20 protein-coding genes and 1 riboswitch are annotated in these 15385 nt (G+C 61.1%); of the genes, 11 read left to right on the top strand and 9 right to left on the bottom strand.

From position 1 onward, the window contains the following. Positions 1 to 99 precede the first annotated feature (99 nt). Positions 100 to 1374, bottom strand: coding sequence for a uracil-xanthine permease family protein (locus INT12_RS07765; RefSeq protein ID WP_017845967.1), 1275 nt, complete (start codon positions 1372 to 1374; stop codon positions 100 to 102). A 2-nt stretch (positions 1375 to 1376) separates the two neighbouring features. Beyond that, positions 1377 to 2015 (bottom strand): uracil phosphoribosyltransferase, encoded by a 639-nt coding sequence (gene upp, locus INT12_RS07770; protein ID WP_017845966.1) that lies wholly within the window; start codon positions 2013 to 2015, stop codon positions 1377 to 1379. A 163-nt stretch (positions 2016 to 2178) separates the two neighbouring features. Between upp and INT12_RS07775 the strand changes: the two genes are divergently transcribed. The 4 genes from INT12_RS07775 to INT12_RS07790 all read left to right on the top strand — a co-directional run bounded on the left by INT12_RS07775 (position 2179) and on the right by INT12_RS07790 (position 4207). Then, positions 2179 to 2736: a hypoxanthine-guanine phosphoribosyltransferase gene (locus INT12_RS07775; RefSeq protein ID WP_017845965.1), complete on the top strand. Its 558-nt coding sequence runs from the start codon at positions 2179 to 2181 to the stop codon at positions 2734 to 2736. Between the two features lie 3 nt (positions 2737 to 2739). After that, on the top strand, positions 2740 to 3207 hold the full coding sequence (locus tag INT12_RS07780; RefSeq protein ID WP_017845964.1) for a WbuC family cupin fold metalloprotein: 468 nt from the start codon (positions 2740 to 2742) through the stop codon (positions 3205 to 3207). Positions 3208 to 3242: 35 nt separating this feature from the next. Beyond that, the gene (locus INT12_RS07785; protein WP_017845963.1) at positions 3243 to 3728 is read left to right on the top strand and encodes a hypothetical protein; all 486 of its coding nucleotides are present in this window, start codon (positions 3243 to 3245) and stop codon (positions 3726 to 3728) included. Between the two features lie 191 nt (positions 3729 to 3919). Then, complete coding sequence (locus INT12_RS07790) at positions 3920 to 4207, top strand: PA4642 family protein (RefSeq protein WP_017845962.1); 288 nt, start codon at positions 3920 to 3922, stop codon at positions 4205 to 4207. Between the two features lie 65 nt (positions 4208 to 4272). Here INT12_RS07790 and mqo read toward each other — a convergent pair whose 3' ends face one another. Together mqo and INT12_RS07800 are read right to left on the bottom strand one after the other, a co-directional pair. Next, positions 4273 to 5781: a malate dehydrogenase (quinone) gene (gene mqo / locus INT12_RS07795; protein ID WP_017845961.1), complete on the bottom strand. Its 1509-nt coding sequence runs from the start codon at positions 5779 to 5781 to the stop codon at positions 4273 to 4275. A gap of 718 nt (positions 5782 to 6499) precedes the next feature. Further along, on the bottom strand, positions 6500 to 6733 hold the full coding sequence (locus INT12_RS07800) for a hypothetical protein (protein ID WP_017845960.1): 234 nt from the start codon (positions 6731 to 6733) through the stop codon (positions 6500 to 6502). A 193-nt stretch (positions 6734 to 6926) separates the two neighbouring features. Here INT12_RS07800 and INT12_RS07805 point away from each other — a divergent pair, with 193 nt between their 5' ends. Next, complete coding sequence (locus INT12_RS07805) at positions 6927 to 7511, top strand: YajG family lipoprotein (protein WP_017845959.1); 585 nt, start codon at positions 6927 to 6929, stop codon at positions 7509 to 7511. A 55-nt stretch (positions 7512 to 7566) separates the two neighbouring features. Here INT12_RS07805 and INT12_RS07810 read toward each other — a convergent pair whose 3' ends face one another. Continuing rightward, the gene (locus tag INT12_RS07810; RefSeq protein ID WP_017845958.1) at positions 7567 to 7776 is read right to left on the bottom strand and encodes a hypothetical protein; all 210 of its coding nucleotides are present in this window, start codon (positions 7774 to 7776) and stop codon (positions 7567 to 7569) included. 182 nt (positions 7777 to 7958) lie between these two features. Here INT12_RS07810 and INT12_RS07815 point away from each other — a divergent pair, with 182 nt between their 5' ends. Beyond that, positions 7959 to 8216: a hypothetical protein gene (locus INT12_RS07815; protein WP_102617129.1), complete on the top strand. Its 258-nt coding sequence runs from the start codon at positions 7959 to 7961 to the stop codon at positions 8214 to 8216. A gap of 121 nt (positions 8217 to 8337) precedes the next feature. Here the strand turns inward: INT12_RS07815 and INT12_RS07820 are convergent, their stop codons facing one another. Then, a complete protein-coding gene (locus tag INT12_RS07820) occupies positions 8338 to 9501 on the bottom strand; it encodes a 1-acyl-sn-glycerol-3-phosphate acyltransferase (protein ID WP_169850554.1) in 1164 nt (387 codons plus the stop codon). 133 nt (positions 9502 to 9634) lie between these two features. Here INT12_RS07820 and INT12_RS07825 point away from each other — a divergent pair, with 133 nt between their 5' ends. From INT12_RS07825 to INT12_RS07840, 4 genes are all read left to right on the top strand, one after another. Continuing rightward, positions 9635 to 9817 carry a CPXCG motif-containing cysteine-rich protein gene (locus tag INT12_RS07825; protein ID WP_193039761.1) on the top strand — a complete coding sequence of 61 codons (183 nt, stop codon included), beginning with the start codon at positions 9635 to 9637 and terminating at the stop codon, positions 9815 to 9817. An 11-nt stretch (positions 9818 to 9828) separates the two neighbouring features. Continuing rightward, entirely contained in the window at positions 9829 to 10089 is a 261-nt protein-coding gene (locus tag INT12_RS07830; RefSeq protein WP_017845954.1) for a putative signal transducing protein, read from the top strand. A gap of 36 nt (positions 10090 to 10125) precedes the next feature. After that, positions 10126 to 10746 carry an SOS response-associated peptidase gene (locus tag INT12_RS07835; protein ID WP_193039760.1) on the top strand — a complete coding sequence of 207 codons (621 nt, stop codon included), beginning with the start codon at positions 10126 to 10128 and terminating at the stop codon, positions 10744 to 10746. Between the two features lie 136 nt (positions 10747 to 10882). Beyond that, complete coding sequence (locus tag INT12_RS07840) at positions 10883 to 11701, top strand: M48 family metallopeptidase (RefSeq protein ID WP_193039759.1); 819 nt, start codon at positions 10883 to 10885, stop codon at positions 11699 to 11701. A gap of 80 nt (positions 11702 to 11781) precedes the next feature. Here INT12_RS07840 and INT12_RS07845 read toward each other — a convergent pair whose 3' ends face one another. The 3 genes from INT12_RS07845 to INT12_RS07855 form a co-directional block, all read right to left on the bottom strand. Beyond that, positions 11782 to 12366 (bottom strand): TMEM165/GDT1 family protein, encoded by a 585-nt coding sequence (locus INT12_RS07845; RefSeq protein ID WP_193058812.1) that lies wholly within the window; start codon positions 12364 to 12366, stop codon positions 11782 to 11784. Positions 12367 to 12455: 89 nt separating this feature from the next. Beyond that, positions 12456 to 12575, bottom strand: a riboswitch (yybP-ykoY riboswitch). A 51-nt stretch (positions 12576 to 12626) separates the two neighbouring features. Further along, complete coding sequence (locus tag INT12_RS07850) at positions 12627 to 13625, bottom strand: class I SAM-dependent methyltransferase (protein WP_193058809.1); 999 nt, start codon at positions 13623 to 13625, stop codon at positions 12627 to 12629. A gap of 30 nt (positions 13626 to 13655) precedes the next feature. Further along, positions 13656 to 14621 carry a 2-hydroxyacid dehydrogenase gene (locus INT12_RS07855; protein WP_017845949.1) on the bottom strand — a complete coding sequence of 322 codons (966 nt, stop codon included), beginning with the start codon at positions 14619 to 14621 and terminating at the stop codon, positions 13656 to 13658. Positions 14622 to 14705: 84 nt separating this feature from the next. On the opposite strand from INT12_RS07855, the gene INT12_RS07860 reads away from it, so the two are divergent. After that, a complete protein-coding gene (locus tag INT12_RS07860; protein ID WP_017845948.1) occupies positions 14706 to 15338 on the top strand; it encodes a LysE family translocator in 633 nt (210 codons plus the stop codon). Positions 15339 to 15385 lie beyond the last annotated feature (47 nt).

A 15385-nucleotide genomic window follows, 5' to 3' on the forward strand; every position in this document is an offset into this window, starting at 1 on the left:
GGGCTTGCCCCCGATAGCGGCAGATCAGTCGATTAGATGTCGACTGGCACTCCGTCATCGGGGGCAAGCCCCCTCCCACATTCAGTTTTGCAGTGCTGGTTAGATCAACGGCTCATCCGGCTTCTTGTGCTTCCAGCCATCATTGCCCGGCAGCAGCAGGTTCAAGCCAATCGCTACCACCGCACACAGGGCGATGCCCTTCAGGCCGAAATCGTCCGGCCCGGTGCCGGTGCCGATCAGCACACCGCCAATCCCGAACACCAGCGTCACCGACACAATCACCAGATTGCGGGCTTCGCCCAGGTCGATCTTGTGGCGGATCAGCGTGTTCATGCCCACGGCGGCGATCGAGCCGAACAGCAGGCACAGAATCCCGCCCATCACCGGCACTGGAATGCTCTGCAGCAGTGCGCCGAACTTGCCGATAAACGCCAGGCTGATGGCAAAGATTGCCGCCCAGGTCATGATCTTCGGGTTGTAGTTCTTGGTCAGCATCACTGCGCCGGTCACTTCGGCGTAGGTGGTGTTCGGCGGGCCGCCAAACAGGCCGGCGGCCGTGGTGGCAATCCCGTCACCCAGCAGGGTGCGGTGCAGGCCGGGCTTCTTCAGGTAGTCGCGACCGGTCACGCTGCCCACTGCAATCACACCGCCGATATGCTCGATCGCCGGGGCCAGGGCCACTGGGACGATAAACAGAATCGCCTGCCAGTTGAACTCCGGCGCGGTGAAGTGGGGCAGGGCGAACCACGGTGCGGCGGCAATTTTGGCCGTATCGACCACGCCGAAGTAGAACGCCATGGCAAAGCCCACCAGCACGCCGGAGATGATCGGCACCAGGCGGAAAATGCCCTTGCCGAACACGGCCACGATCAGGGTGGTCAGCAGCGCCGGCATCGAGATCAGCATCGCCGTCTGGTAATGGATCAGCTCGGCGCCATCGCCGGATTTACCCATCGCCATGTTGGCGGCAATCGGCGCCATGGCCAGGCCGATGGAAATGATCACCGGACCGATCACCACCGGCGGCAGCAGCCGGTCGATGAAACCGGTGCCCTTGATCTTCACCGCCAACCCCATGAAGGTATAAACGAAACCGGCCGCCATCACCCCGCCCATGGTCGCCGCCAGGCCAAACTGGCCCTTGGCGAGAATGATCGGGGTGATAAAGGCAAAGCTCGACGCCAGAAACACCGGCACCTGCCGCCCGGTCACCAGCTGGAACAGCAGCGTGCCCAGGCCGGCGGTGAACAAGGCGACGTTTGGATCAAGACCTGTGATCAGCGGCATCAACACCAACGCGCCAAATGCCACAAAGAGCATTTGTGCGCCAGACAGGATCTGGCGCCAAAGCGGGTCGTTGAATTCATCCTGCATGCTCACGCGTCCTTCTGCTTGGTACCGAAGATCTTGTCACCGGCGTCGCCCAGGCCTGGGATGATGTAGCCGTTTTCATTCAGGCGCTCATCGATGGACGCGGTGTAGATCTGCACGTCCGGGTGGGCCTTCTCGACGGCGGCGATGCCTTCGGGCGCGGCGACCAGCACCATGGCGCGGATGTCCTTGCAACCGGCCCTCTTCAGCAGGTCGATGGTGGCAACCATGGAACTGCCGGTGGCGAGCATCGGGTCGATGATCATCGCCAGACGCTCGTTGATTTCCGGTACGAGTTTTTCCAGGTAGGTGTGGGCCTGCAACGTTTCTTCATTGCGAGCCACGCCCACAGCGCTGACCTTGGCGCCGGGGATCAGGCTGAGGACGCCTTCGAGCATGCCGATGCCGGCGCGCAGGATCGGCACCACGGTGATTTTCTTGCCGGCGATCTTCTCGACCTGGACGGGGCCGGCCCAACCGGGGATCTCGTAGCTTTCCAGGGGCAGGTCTTTGGTGGCTTCGTAGGTGAGCAACGCTCCGACTTCCTGAGCAAGCTCACGGAAGTTCTTCGTGCTAATGTCGGCGCGGCGCATAAGGCCGAGCTTGTGTCGGATCAGCGGATGGCGGATCTCGCGAGTGGGCATGGGAAAGGCTCCGGCGGCGGGCAAAAAAACCGGCCTAGATTAATCTATCCGAGGGTGTTGTCCTATAGACATCTAGCACGTTAGTCCATTAAGGCTTGAACGTTGCGCCTCACATGCGTACCTTTGCCCGCTTTTCTTGCCACAGCACCCCCTGGAGAGCGCCATGTCCGCTGATCTCGAGCATATCCGTCAAATCATGCGCGAGGCTGACTGCCTGTACACCGAAGCGCAAGTCGAAGAGGCGATCGCCAAGGTCGGCGCACAGATCACCCGCGAAATGGCCGACACCAACCCGGTGGTCTTCTGCGTGATGAACGGTGGTCTGATCTTCGCCGGCAAATTGCTGACCCATCTGCACTTCCCGCTGGAAGCGTCCTACCTGCACGCTACACGTTATCGCAACGAAACCAGCGGCGGCGACCTGTTCTGGAAAGCCAAGCCGGAAGTCTCGTTCATCGACCGCGACGTGCTGATCATCGACGACATCCTCGATGAAGGGCACACCCTGAGCGCGATCATCGACTTCTGCAAACACGCCGGCGCGCGCAAAGTCCATACCGCCGTGCTGATCGACAAAGACCACGACCGCAAGGCGCGCCCCGAAATGAAGGCCGATTTCGTCGGCCTGCCGTGCATCGACCGCTACATCTTCGGTTACGGCATGGACTACAAAGGTTACTGGCGCAACGCCAATGGGATTTACGCCGTTAAAGGGATGTAATGCATGGCCCGCTTTCTTGATCAGACGCTGTTTGCTGAATTGGCCGAGAAAGCGGCCGCCAGCCCCCGTGGCCGACACCACCACAACTTCCACGAGATGGAAGAGCCCTGCCATCGCCTGGCCGTGGGCTTGCAACCCAGCACCTACGTGCCGCCTCATCGGCATCTGAGTGCGGACAAGGCGGAAACCCTGCTGGTGCTCCAGGGGCGCCTGGGGGTGCTGTTGTTCAGCGACAGCGGTGAAGTGATCGCCAAGCGCGTGATGCAGGCGGGCGGCGAGTGTTCGGGCATCGATCTGCCGCCGGGGGTATTCCACGGTTTGGTGGTGCTGGCGCCTGACACGGTGATGTTCGAGTGCAAGGCCGGGCCGTACCGACCGGTGGGCGAGGGTGAATTGGCCGACTGGGCACCTCGCGAAGGCGATGCCGATGTGGCCGAGTATCAACGCTGGATGCTTGCCCAGTTCGATTGAGCTACAGTGCTGGGCCATCTTTCCCGGAGCGGCCCATGAGCCTGTTGATTCGCACCTGCGCCGCCCTGGCGCTGACCCTCAGCTTGCCGCTGGCCGCCGCCCCGGCGCCGATGCACAGCCAATTCCTGCCGCCCGACGACCTGGCCCTGCGCGCCGAAGCGCCCGATCAGCAGCAACTGTTGCAAGTCACCGAGTATGCCGTGGTGGTCGGTAATCAGCGCCAATCCACGCAGCAGCCGATCCCGGTGACGTCGCCGGTGATGATTCGCCTCAAGGGCAAGTCCTTGAACAAAGGCGCAAGCATCGCCCAGGTGATCGTCAATTTCGACGCCGAAAGCAAAAGCCTGAAAAAGCCGGTGTTCGATGACAAGACCAAGACCCTGACCTTGTCCTACCCCGCGACCCAATACCGCGTGATCGTCGACCTGCTGCGCAATGACACGGTGTATGTGCAGTTCCTCAGTTATGCCAACGGGCATATCTGGGCGGATCTGCATACCGGCGTGGTACGCACCAAGTAGCCAGCACCCTGACGAACCCAATGTGGGAGGGTGCTTGCTCCCGATGACGGTGTGTCAGTCGACAGCTAATTGACTGATCCAGCGCAATCGGGAGCAAGCCCTCTCCCACAGTGGTTCTCAGCGCTTTCGCCGCCCGCGCCTCGCAGGTAGACTTCAAACCCCATGTAAATGTCCGCAGGCTGGAGTCGGTAATGCGTAAAGATAAGAAACAGGTGATTGGTGACGAGATCGGCGACGATCAGATCAAGTTGTTCCTGGACTTCGAACCCGTCGACGCGACTTCACCCTCCCTGCACAAACTGATCAAGGCCTATCGTGGCCTGCGTATCGACGACTTCGAGCGCTTCCTGGGCTTCTTCAAGGCCGCCGGCCTGGACCTCGATGGCAAGGACGAGCATGGCCAGACCTTCGTCGACCTGATCAAGGACCAGCGCAACGCCGCCGAGTACATTGAATTGATCGATAACGCACGCGGCTGATCGCAGGCGAAAAAAAGCCCCGCTGCTCATATCGAGAAGCGGGGCTTTTTTTATTTCGAGTGGCCTTAAGCGTAGCTTTGGGCTTCGTTGTTTTGCTCAACCAGTTCCAGGCTGATGTTGTTCTGCGCGTTGATCTTGCGGTACAGCTCGGCATCGGTCTCCAGGACCTTTTCACGGGCCGGGAAGATCTCGTGCAGTTTGGCCGCCCACTCGCCGGCAGCCTTGGTCGGGAAGCAGCGTTCGATCAGTTCGAGCATGATCGACACCGTCACCGAAGCGCCCGGGGACGCGCCCAGCAGCGCCGCCAGCGAGCCGTCTTTGGCCGCGACCAGCTCGGTGCCGAATTGCAGCACGCCGCCTTTTTTCGGGTCTTTCTTGATGATCTGCACCCGTTGGCCGGCCACTTCCAGGCGCCAGTCTTCGGCTTTGGCTTGCGGGTAGAAGCGGCGCAGGGATTCCAGGCGCTGTTCCATGGACTGCATCACTTCGCTGACCAGGTACTTGGTCAGGTCCATGTTGTCCCGGGCCACGGCCAGCATCGGGCCGATGTTGCCGGCGCGCACCGACAACGGCAGGTCAAGGAACGAGCCGTGCTTGAGGAACTTGGTGGTGAAACCGGCGTAAGGCCCGAACAGCAGGGACGTTTTGCCATCGACCACGCGGGTGTCCAGGTGCGGCACGGACATCGGTGGCGAACCCACGGCGGCCTGGCTGTAGACCTTGGCCTGGTGGTGCTTGACCACTTCCGGGTTGTCGCAACGCAGCCACTGGCCACTGACCGGGAAACCGCCGAAACCTTTGCTTTCTTCGATGCCCGAGGCTTGCAGCAGCGGCAGGGCCGCGCCACCGGCGCCGAGGAACACGAACTTGGCGTCCACGTCGCGGCTGTTGCCGCTGTTGACGTCCTTGATGCTCACGGTCCAGCCCGCGCCATTGCGCTTGAGGCCGGTCACGCGTTTGCTGTACTTGACCTGGGCATCGGGCGCGCTGGTCAGGTGGTTCAGCAACTGGTTGGTCAGGGCGCCGAAGTTGACGTCGGTGCCGTTCTGCACACGGGTCGCGGCGATTTTCTCGTCGAGCGGGCGGCCTGGCATCATCAGCGGTATCCACTCGACCATCTCATTGCGGTCTTCGGTATAGCGCATATCCGAAAATGCATGATGCTGGCTGAGGGTTTCAAAGCGCTTCCTGAGGAAGGCTACGCCTTTGTCGCCCTGCACGAAGCTCAGGTGCGGCACCGGGGTGATAAAGGACTTGGACGAGCCAAAGGTGCCTTTTTTGGTCAGGTACGCCCAGAACTGCTTCGACACCTCGAACTGGGTGTTGATGTGGACAGCTTTCTTGATGTCGATGGAACCATCGGCGGCCTGGGGTGTGTAATTCAGCTCACACAGCCCGGCGTGGCCGGTACCGGCGTTGTTCCACGGGTTGGAACTCTCCGCGGCTCCCGAGTCCATCAGCTCAACGACTTCCAGCTTGAGGCCGGGGTCGAGCTCTTTGAGCAGTACGGCCAGGGTGGCACTCATGATGCCGGCCCCTACCAGTACTACGTCGACTGCTTCGTTATGCGCCATTTAACGCGTCTCCAAAATCTGCAGCACCAAATTGACGGCATGGCTGCCAGGAGTGACGGGGCGGTTCACGTGTTGCCCCAGGTTACCCATGGCCAGGATCGCCATGTCCGATTCGCAATTCTTTGCAAGTTCAGCGCACGCTTCCTGCCGGGCTAATCCGCCTATGAACGCATTCATGGGCTGCCGTGGCAATTCGACTTATGGTCAAAGCGTGCGATCCGTGCAATCAATCCGTAGCGGACAGGCTCAAGCCCCGGAGCACTCGGTCCTGTGTGATTGGGCTGTTCCAGACGCTGATGGTGCTTGTACAAACGCCAAACTATTCATTTGCTCGCCACACTCTTGTGAAGTTGTGAAAACCCGTTTTTTCACGCTCTTTTGAAGACGTGAACCTCAAAAAAGGGCTGCCCCAGCCTGGCACCTGGCCCGGAAAACCTTGCCGGCATGCGGCAAAACGGGCAAACAACTCAAGTGGCCGAGCGCAATGGCAGCTCTGGCAGATTCGGTAAAGGCGGGTGGTTTGCAAAGAAAACAGCAAGCGCGCCAGCTTCACACGATCTGTGTGGGCGGCTCTCTGTGGGCGATCTGGGGGGGCTAATACCGAAGCATTAACGATGTTGCGAGGCCCGATCAGGAGACGTCCTTATAATCGGGGGGAGATTGTAGCGAAGAACGCCAAGGAAATGGGCGTGTTTTATGACTTTTATTAGGCGTTCGGTCAGGCGGCCAACGGCTGGTGATGCGGCGACTGCGTCGCGCGTGGGCTGATACGCGCGCTGGCGGGCAGCGGGCGGTGCATCCAGCTCAAGCGGATTTCTTCGATTTCCACCCAGCCATCGCCGACCGGAGGCTGGCTGCATTCTTTGAAAGCCTGGCAGCGACCTTGCACATCGAGCAGGGCAAATTGGCGAAGGGCGGGCTTGCGGGTAAACAGCGACCAGAGAAAATGCATGAAGTCAGCCTCCTGAGATTGAGGCCAAGCATGCCTGCCGGGGATGACGGGCCCATGTATCGGCTGTGACATATCGGTGACATCGAACCCCTACAATGCCTGCGGGTCTTAGGTTGTAACTGACGCTAGTTCCCGGCGAGGGCCGCCCGCTATACTGCCGGCCTGTCGGTACTCGATTTCTGGAGAGAAGAGCATGTTGCAACGCCTGTTGTTCGGTTTGATCACTGTGACCAGTTTGACCCTGGTTGGCTGCGCCAATAGCCCGCAACAACTCAGCCCGCAACCGAAGCTCACCACGCAGTTGGCCCCGGTGGGTCACGGTCAGCCGGTGTCGGTGCGTGTGGTGGATGGTCGTCCTTCGCCGACCCTGGGCTCCCGTGGTGGCCTGTATCCGGAGACCGCGCTGGTGTCGGTGAGCGGTGCCGATGTGCTCCCCAAACTGCAAGCCCAGGCTGAAGCAGCGGTGCGGTTGCTCGGCTTTACCCCGGCCAACTCGCCGGGCGCGCCGCAGTTGACCATCACCCTGGCCGAGCTGAAATACCAGTCGCCCAAAGACGGCCTGTACGTGACTGAGGCCACTATCGGCGCGACGTTCAGGTCCGACGTGAGCGCCGGCACCCGTCGCTACAGCGGCCGTTATGGCGCGTCCCTCAACCAGCGCTTCGGTATGTCGCCTAACCAGGAGACCAACACCAAGCTGGTCAGCGACGTCCTGAGCGACGCCCTGACCCGTCTGTTCAAGGACCCGAGCATCGGCCAGTTGCTCAGCTCGCAATAACGCTCAATAACAAGCCGGGCTCAGCGCTGAGCCCGGCTTTTTTGTGCCCGCCGTTTCATGCCGCGGTGTCGATACCGAAGTCGAGCAGGCTTATCCCGGTCAGCAGGTCCGTCTCCGGCAGGTCCGCATGCTGGTGCCCGCCAAGGGCGCAATACACCAGCCAGTGGCGGTCCTGGACGTTGAACGCGAGGCCGCCGATCAGCGCCTCTTGCTCATCGCTTGGGGCTATCAAATACAGTCGATCCTGGTTTTGCGCGTGCAACATGACAAGCTCCCGAGCGTTCGAAGGGCCACAGAGTGAACGGTTAAGGTGACGTTCAGGTGACGCCGTAAATTACTCGATACATTAGCCGTCAATGGGGGAAGGAGCTTTTAGGCGCAGGAGGCGACTACCGTTCAGGTTTGTATCTGAATGGATACCAAAGCACTGTTTCAACGAGGTGTGTGATGGCGCTGCCCGGACTGCTGATCAATGTTGTTGCTCTATCAGTGGCCTGCTCTGGCGCTGCACTGCTATTCATTACCCGTTTGAAAGAACAGCGCGCCATGGCCAGGCTCGCCGCGCAAAGCGAAGAGCGCGCCATCGACCAACCCATGCTGTTTCTGGATGTACGCACCGAACGGGCGCATCGCCTGGCTTATCGTGTTGGTTTCGCCTGCCTGGGGCTGGCGCTGCTGGTTTCATGGATCAGCACGCGTTTTTAGTTGCACCCTGAAACGACTGTGGGAGCGGGCTTGCTCGCGATAGCGGAGTTACAGTCGGTACCGCTGTGACTGAACCATTGCATCGCAGGCAAGCCCGCTCCCACAGGTTTGGCTAGGTGTATTACAGCGGGATTCCCGCCTTGACCCGATATTGATTGCGCACTGGCGTTGCATATTGCACCACCAGGAACGGCCGGTGTTCGACCGGGCACTCGCTCAAGCGCCGCTCCCACTCTGCCTTGGCCTTGGCCAACTCGTCGGCCGGGAAGATATCCGCTGCCTTGGGCACCTGCAGTTGCGGGTCGGCGTCACTCCACTGGGCGTAGGCCAGGTAGTGAACCGGGAACAGGCGATAACCTCCGAGAATCTGCCGGTCCATTTCCACGGCGAGCAGCTTGGTGTCTTCGAAGCGCTCGGTGATCGGCGGCGCAAAGTTCACATGCACCCGGCCCTTGTAGCCGGTAATGCCCAGGGCAATGCTGACATCGTCTTCACCCGGTGCCTTGGTGTAGGTGCCGGTGGTGGCGCGGATGTACAGCTCGCGAGCCTTGGCCAAGTCGCATGGGTCGTATTCGTAGCTGATGGACACGGGCGTCAGGTTCAGCGACTGGATCACCTCGGCGAACGGCTCGTCCTTGCGGCTGACGTGGAACATCTTGAGGATCGCCGATTCGGTGCGGTCATCCCCATCCTTGGCGCGGCCTTCGGCCTGGGCGATCCAGATCGACTGGCAGTCGTGGCGGATCGAATGGTTGATGTAGGCCGACAGCAACTGGTAAGCCGCCATTTTTTCCTTTCGCCCGGTGATCGAGCGGTGCACGATGAAGCTCTTGTTCAGGCGCATCAGGTCGCTGACAAACGGCTTTTGCAACAGGTTGTCGCCGATGGCGATACGCGGTGTCGGCAGGCCGGCGTGGTACACGGCGTAGTTGACGAAGGCCGGGTCCATCACGATATCGCGATGGTTGGCCAAAAAGACGTAGGCGGTGCCCGATTTGAGCTGTTCCACGCCGGTATAGGTCACGCCGTCGGTCGCTCGATCAATGGTGTGGTCGACGTAATACTCGACTTTGTCCTGCAGCGTGGCCACGGTGGTGACGCCGGCGAATTCACGGCGCAGTTTGCGGGCGATCATGGGTTTGAGCAGCCAGCCCAGCGCGCCGGCAAAGCGCGGGAAGCGGAAGTGGGTCAGGATGTCCAGAAAGGCCTTGTCACTGAACAGCCGCTCCAGCACTGCCGGGACTTCGCTGTCGTTGTAAGGTCGGATGGTATCGAATTCGCCCATCATGCTCTCTTGTTAGAAACGGCTAGGGTAAGTAGAGGAAATACCAGGGTGCGGCCCGAGTAATGGGCTCGGCCGAAATATAACCCTGTAAATAGACCGGCGATTATACGCACAAGTCACTTGGGAGACTGCGATGCTGGAAACTGCGCTGTACGATTGTCCTTATTGTGGTGAAGTGGTGGAGACAACCGTGGATTTATCCGGCGGCGACCAGACCTATATAGAAGACTGTCTGGTATGTTGCCGACCGATCATTTTCAACCTGCAGGTCCATGGTGAAGAGTGGATGCTCGAAACTCGCAGCGAAAACGAATAGCAGGTACGCCCATGCAGCGAATCTACGAACCGGAAAACCTGATGGAAGGCGAGCTGCTGCAGCAGATGCTCGCCAGCGAAGGGATCGAGGCGCATTTGGTGGGGCGCCATTTGCTCGGCGGTAGCGGCGAGTTGCCGATTTTCGGGCTGCTGGGGCTAGAGGTGGACAACGACCAGGCAGCCTGCGCGCGCGAGCTGATCACCGCGTATAACGGTGCGCAACCGTTGCCCGGCGATGAACCCGACAGCTTCCCCGACGTGTTGGTCTGTTAGGCTGTCGGTCGGTTTACCCAAGAGTCGTGTTGCCCCATGTGTGGACGTTATGCCCTGTTTCGCTGGAACCCCACGTTTGCTGCCTTGCCGGGCTTTCCGGCGGATCAGCAGGCCCAGTGGAATATTTCTCCCAATGATTCGGTGCTGATCCAGCGCGCCACCGACGGCCAGCGCACCCTGGCCCGCGCCCGCTGGGGCCTGACACCGCCGTGGCTGACGGACCTTTCCCGTACCCCGGCGCATGCCCGCGCCGAAACCCTGGCTGAGCAACCGATGTTCCGCGAAGCGTTTCGCCAGCGTCGCTGCCTGTTGCCGGCCAACGGGTTCTACGAATGGCGCGGCACCCAGCGCAAGCGGCCGTACTGGTTGACGCCAGGGGAAGGTTCTACGCTGTTTTTTGCGGCCATCTGGGAAGCGTATCCGGTGCAGGAGCACGTGTGGCTGAGCACCGCGGTGGTGACCCAGGCGGCGCAGAGTCAGCGGCGGCCGTTGATTCTGGATGCGGCGGGGCAGGAAGCCTGGCTGAACCCCGAGACGCCGCTGCCGGTGTTGCAGGGGCTGTTGGCCAGCGAGCCGGTCGCCTTGCGTGAACGGGTGCTGGCCAACATGGTCAACGATCCCAAGCTGAATGGGCCGGAGTGCCTGACTCCGGCTTGAGCCAGAAAATCCGCCACCGTTGTGGGATGTATCCGAAATTTAGCGTCTGCACGTCTGATGTATCTGGCGTCGATACAAATCACCGCCTAGGATACGCGCCATGTTTTCAGGGCGTCTTTTCAGGGAGAGTGTGTTGATGAAGAAATCATTGGCCGTAAGTGTATTGGCGGCAGCAGTGCTGCTGGCCGGGTGTCAGTCCGTCAACACCACCAGCGGCGGTGCCGTTGGGGTGGAGCGCAAGCAGTACATGTTCAGCATGCTGTCGAGCCAGGAAGTCGACCAGATGTATGCGCAGTCCTACCAGCAGACCCTGGGTGAAGCCAGCGGCAAAGGCCTGGTGGACAAGACCAGCGCCAACGCCAAGCGCGTGCAGGCCATCGCCAGCCGCCTGATCGCCCAGGCGCCGACCTTCCGTCCGGATGCGGCGCAGTGGAAGTGGGAAGTGAACCTGATCAAGAGCGATGAGATGAACGCCAACTGCGGGCCGGGCGGCAAGATTTTCGTGTACAGCGGGCTGATCGATAACCTCAAGCTCAGCGATGACGAGCTGGCGGCGGTGATGGGCCATGAAATCGCCCACGCCTTGCGCGAACATGGCCGTGAAGCCATGTCCAAGGCCTACGGCATCGAGATGGCCAAGCAGGGCGCCGGCGCGTTGCTTGGTCTCGGCCAGGACAGCATGGCGCTGGCCGATACCGTGGCCAACTACGGCATGACCTTGCCCAACAGCCGCAGCAATGAAAACGAAGCGGACCTGATCGGCCTGGAGCTGGCGGCCCGCGCCGGTTACAACCCGAACGCGGCCATCACGTTGTGGAACAAGATGGCCAAGGCTTCGGAAGGCGCGCCTCCGGAGTTCATGAGCACTCACCCGGCCTCCGACAGTCGGATCGCCTCGTTGCAGGCGGCGATTCCGAAGGTGATGCCGTTGTATCAGCAGGCCAAGAAGTCCTGATAATCCAAGCCTCATGAAGATCCCAATGTGGAAGGGGGCAAGCCCCTCCCACATTGGATTGGGTTTGCAGGCTTGGATCCTTAGATCCAACCGCTGCTTTGCATGGCCTTGTACACCGCCACGATCGCCAGGAAAAAAAACGCCGTAGCCGCCAGTCGACGAATCAAGGTCAACGGCAATTTCTCCGCGGCAAAATTCCCCGCCAGAACCACCGGTACGTTGGCAATCAACATGCCCAGGGTGGTGCCGATAACCACCAGCCACAGCTCAGGGTATTGCGCCGCCAGCATCACCGTGGCGATCTGCGTCTTGTCGCCGATTTCGGCGAGGAAGAACGCAATCAGGGTGGTCAGGAACGGCCCGAACTTGCGCGTGGTGCTGGCTTCGTCATCGTCGAGTTTGTCCGGCACCAGGGTCCACAGCGCCGTGGCGCAGAAGCTCGCGGCGAGAATCCAGTGCAGCACCGCATCCGAGAAGAAACTGCCGAACCAGGCACCTACGGCACCCGCAGCGGCATGGTTCGCCAGGGTCGCGGCGATGATGCCGGCGATGATCGGCCAGGGTTTGCGAAAGCGTGCGGCAAGGATGAGCGCGAGCAGTTGGGTCTTGTCGCCGATTTCGGCCAAGGCAACGATTGCAGTAGGGACGAGCAGTGAATCCAGCATCAGGTAGGTTTCCAGGGGCGGGTCGACACGGCTATGACACGTACAGCCTTCCCGCCCCGGGTAAGGTGTGCGTGTCATAGGTCTTGTCAAACCCCGGTCCGTCTGAGCGGACTCCTGGGTCGCATACGCCATGGTCTGCTGACCAAGTATGTTGACGTATGCCGGACGAGCGTGGCGCTCGTGGGAGACTACTCCCCTAGGACGGAGCGGATTCTGCCTAGGCAAAATCCATTCGGCAAGTGTTCTTTTGCAAACGCCGATCAGCCGCGCTTGGCGCGATAGATGCGAAAACCATTGCCTTCGGCCTTGACCGCACACACGCCCAAGTGCTCTTCGATCAGCGGCTGGTACTTCAGGAAGCTGTTGGCAACCAGTCGGAGTTCGCCGCCTTTTGCCAGGTGTTTCGCGGCTTTTCGCAGCAAGTTCTCCGTGGCGAAGTAATCGGTGTGTACCCCGACATGGAACGGCGGGTTGCTCAGGATCGCGTTCAAGCCCATTTGCGCGGCATCGATGCCGTCTGCGGTCAGCACGTCGGCTTCCAGACCGTTGGCCGCCAGGGTCAGGCGGCTGCTGGCGGTGGCGAAGGCGTCCACATCGAGCATCGTCACCGTATTGTGCGGGTAGCGACGTTTGACCGCCGCGCCCAACACGCCGGCGCCGCAACCGAAGTCCAGCAGGTGGCCGCTGGGCAGTTTGTCCAAATGCTCCAGCAACAACTCGGTGCCACGATCCAGGCGGCCATGGCTGAACACGCCCGGCAGGCTCACCACTTTCAGCGGACCTTCGGCCAGCGGCACTTCGAAAACCTGCGCCAGGCTCTCCAGCTCCACCGCTTGCGGCGCGTTGGCCACGGTGACCTGCCACAACTGGCAGTGCCGTGCGTTATCGAGTTTGCGCGGCTTGCCGAAGGGGATCATCTGTTTGGCGGCGCTTTCGATCCCGCCTTTTTTCTCCCCCACCAGAAACAGCTCGGCACCGGGCAGGCGCGCGGCCACGGCGTTGAGCAGATAGTCGGTGAGGTCCTTGGACTTGGGCAGGAAGATCACTGCCGCATCAAACGTGCGCTGCGGCACATTCACGCCGAACTGGCTGCGCTCGGGGAAACGTGCGTCGAGCGCAGCCTGGTCACCGGCATGCCAGCACCAGCCGTGGGCGTTGGGCAGGCGGCCGAGCAAATCGTCGGCAGGCAACCCCACCAGCAGCAGGTTGCCTTGAAAAAGTTCGGCCTGACGAAGCAGTACTTCACTGCGCGGATCCATGGTCTGCTCCTTGAAAAGGGGCGCAGTTTATCAACTGACGACGCGCAGCGGGGCGCCGCTGAAAAAGCCGCGGGCGTTTTCCGCCAGTTGGCCGACAATCCGCTGCCGCGCTTCGCGACTGCCCCAGGCGTTGTGGGGCGTGACGATCAAGCGCGGGATATCATCGGCCAGCAACGGGTTGCCATGCACCGGGGGTTCGACGCTCAGCACATCGGTCGCCGCGCCGCCCAGGTGGCCATTGCGCAAGGCGTCGGCCAGGGCTTGTTCGTTGATCAGGCCGCCGCGCGCGGTGTTGACGATAAACGCGCCGGGCTTGAGCAACGCCAGCTCGCGGGCGCCGATCAAGTCGCGGGTGTGTTCGTTGAGCGGGCAGTGCAGCGTCAACGCGTCGACCTGCGCCAGCAATTCATCCAGCGGCATGCGGTCGGCGCGGGCAGGGCGCCCGGGAATGGCGCCGAGTATGACGCGCATACCGAAGGCCTCGGCCAGCCGTGCGACGGCGCTGCCCAGTTCGCCATGCCCGAGCAAACCGAGGGTTTTGCCCTCCAGCTCGACGATCGGGTGGTCCAGCAGGCAGAACTGCTTGGCGGCTTGCCATTTGCCCGCGCTGACATCCCGTTGATAGTCCTTCAGCCGCGTCGCCAGGTTGAGCAGCAGCATGATCGTATGCTGCGCCACCGACGGCGTGCCGTAGCCCTGGCAGTTACTGACGGTGACACCATGGGCGCGGGCGGCTTCAAGGTCGACGTTATTGGTGCCGGTGGCCGACACCAGGATCAGTTTGAGTTCGGGGCAGGCGGCCAGGGTTTCGCTGTTGAGCGCAATCTTGTTGCTGATAGCGACCTGGGCGCCTTGCAGGCGTTCGACCACATTCTGCGGCGTGGTCTGCTCAAACAGCTGCAGCTCGCTGAAACAGTTGTGCAGCTCACTGAGATCGAGATCCCCCAGGTCGAGGGATGGGTGATCGAGGAAGACGGCGCGGCGATTGTTCGTCATCAACTGTACCTTTTGTGACAGGGTTCGAAGGCGTAATCTGCCGAGCCTATCAGATGAAATAATCCGTTACTTAATGGAGTGAGTATGTACGTCGCCGAGTTTTTGACCGTGGCCTTGATTCACCTGCTGGCAGTGGCCAGCCCCGGTCCGGATTTCGCGGTGGTGGTGCGCGAAAGTGTCACCCACGGCCGCCGCGCCGGGACCTGGACCGCATTGGGCGTGGGCTCGGCGATTTTCCTGCACGTGGGGTACTCGTTGCTCGGCATCGGCTTGATCGTGTCCCAGTCCATCGTGCTGTTCAACGCACTGAAATGGGCGGCGGCGGCCTACCTGCTGTACATCGGCTTCAAGGCCCTGCGCGCCCAGCCGGCCAAGCCAGCCGCCGAGGGCGAGCTGCACCGCGAAGTCGGCGAACGCACCCCACGCGGGGCGTTTACCGCAGGCTTTGTGACTAACGGTTTGAACCCCAAGGCCACGTTGTTCTTCCTGTCGCTGTTTACCGTGGTGATCAACCCGCACACACCGCTGGCGGTGCAGGCGGGTTATGGCGTGTACCTGGCGGTAGCGACGGCGGCGTGGTTCTGCTTGGTGGCGATGTTGTTCAGCCAGCAGCGGGTGCGTGCAGGGTTTGCGCGGATGGGGCATTGGTTCGATCGGACGATGGGGGCGGTGTTGATTGCCATCGGTGTAAAACTGGCGTTCACCAGTATGAAATGAGTCGAACTCTCTTACGACCGGTACCAAGATGGAATATGGTTTTGTCC

It is taken from the genome of Pseudomonas sp. K8 (assembly GCF_014889455.1).
GTDB classification, from domain to species: Bacteria; Pseudomonadota; Gammaproteobacteria; order Pseudomonadales; family Pseudomonadaceae; genus Aquipseudomonas; species Aquipseudomonas veronii.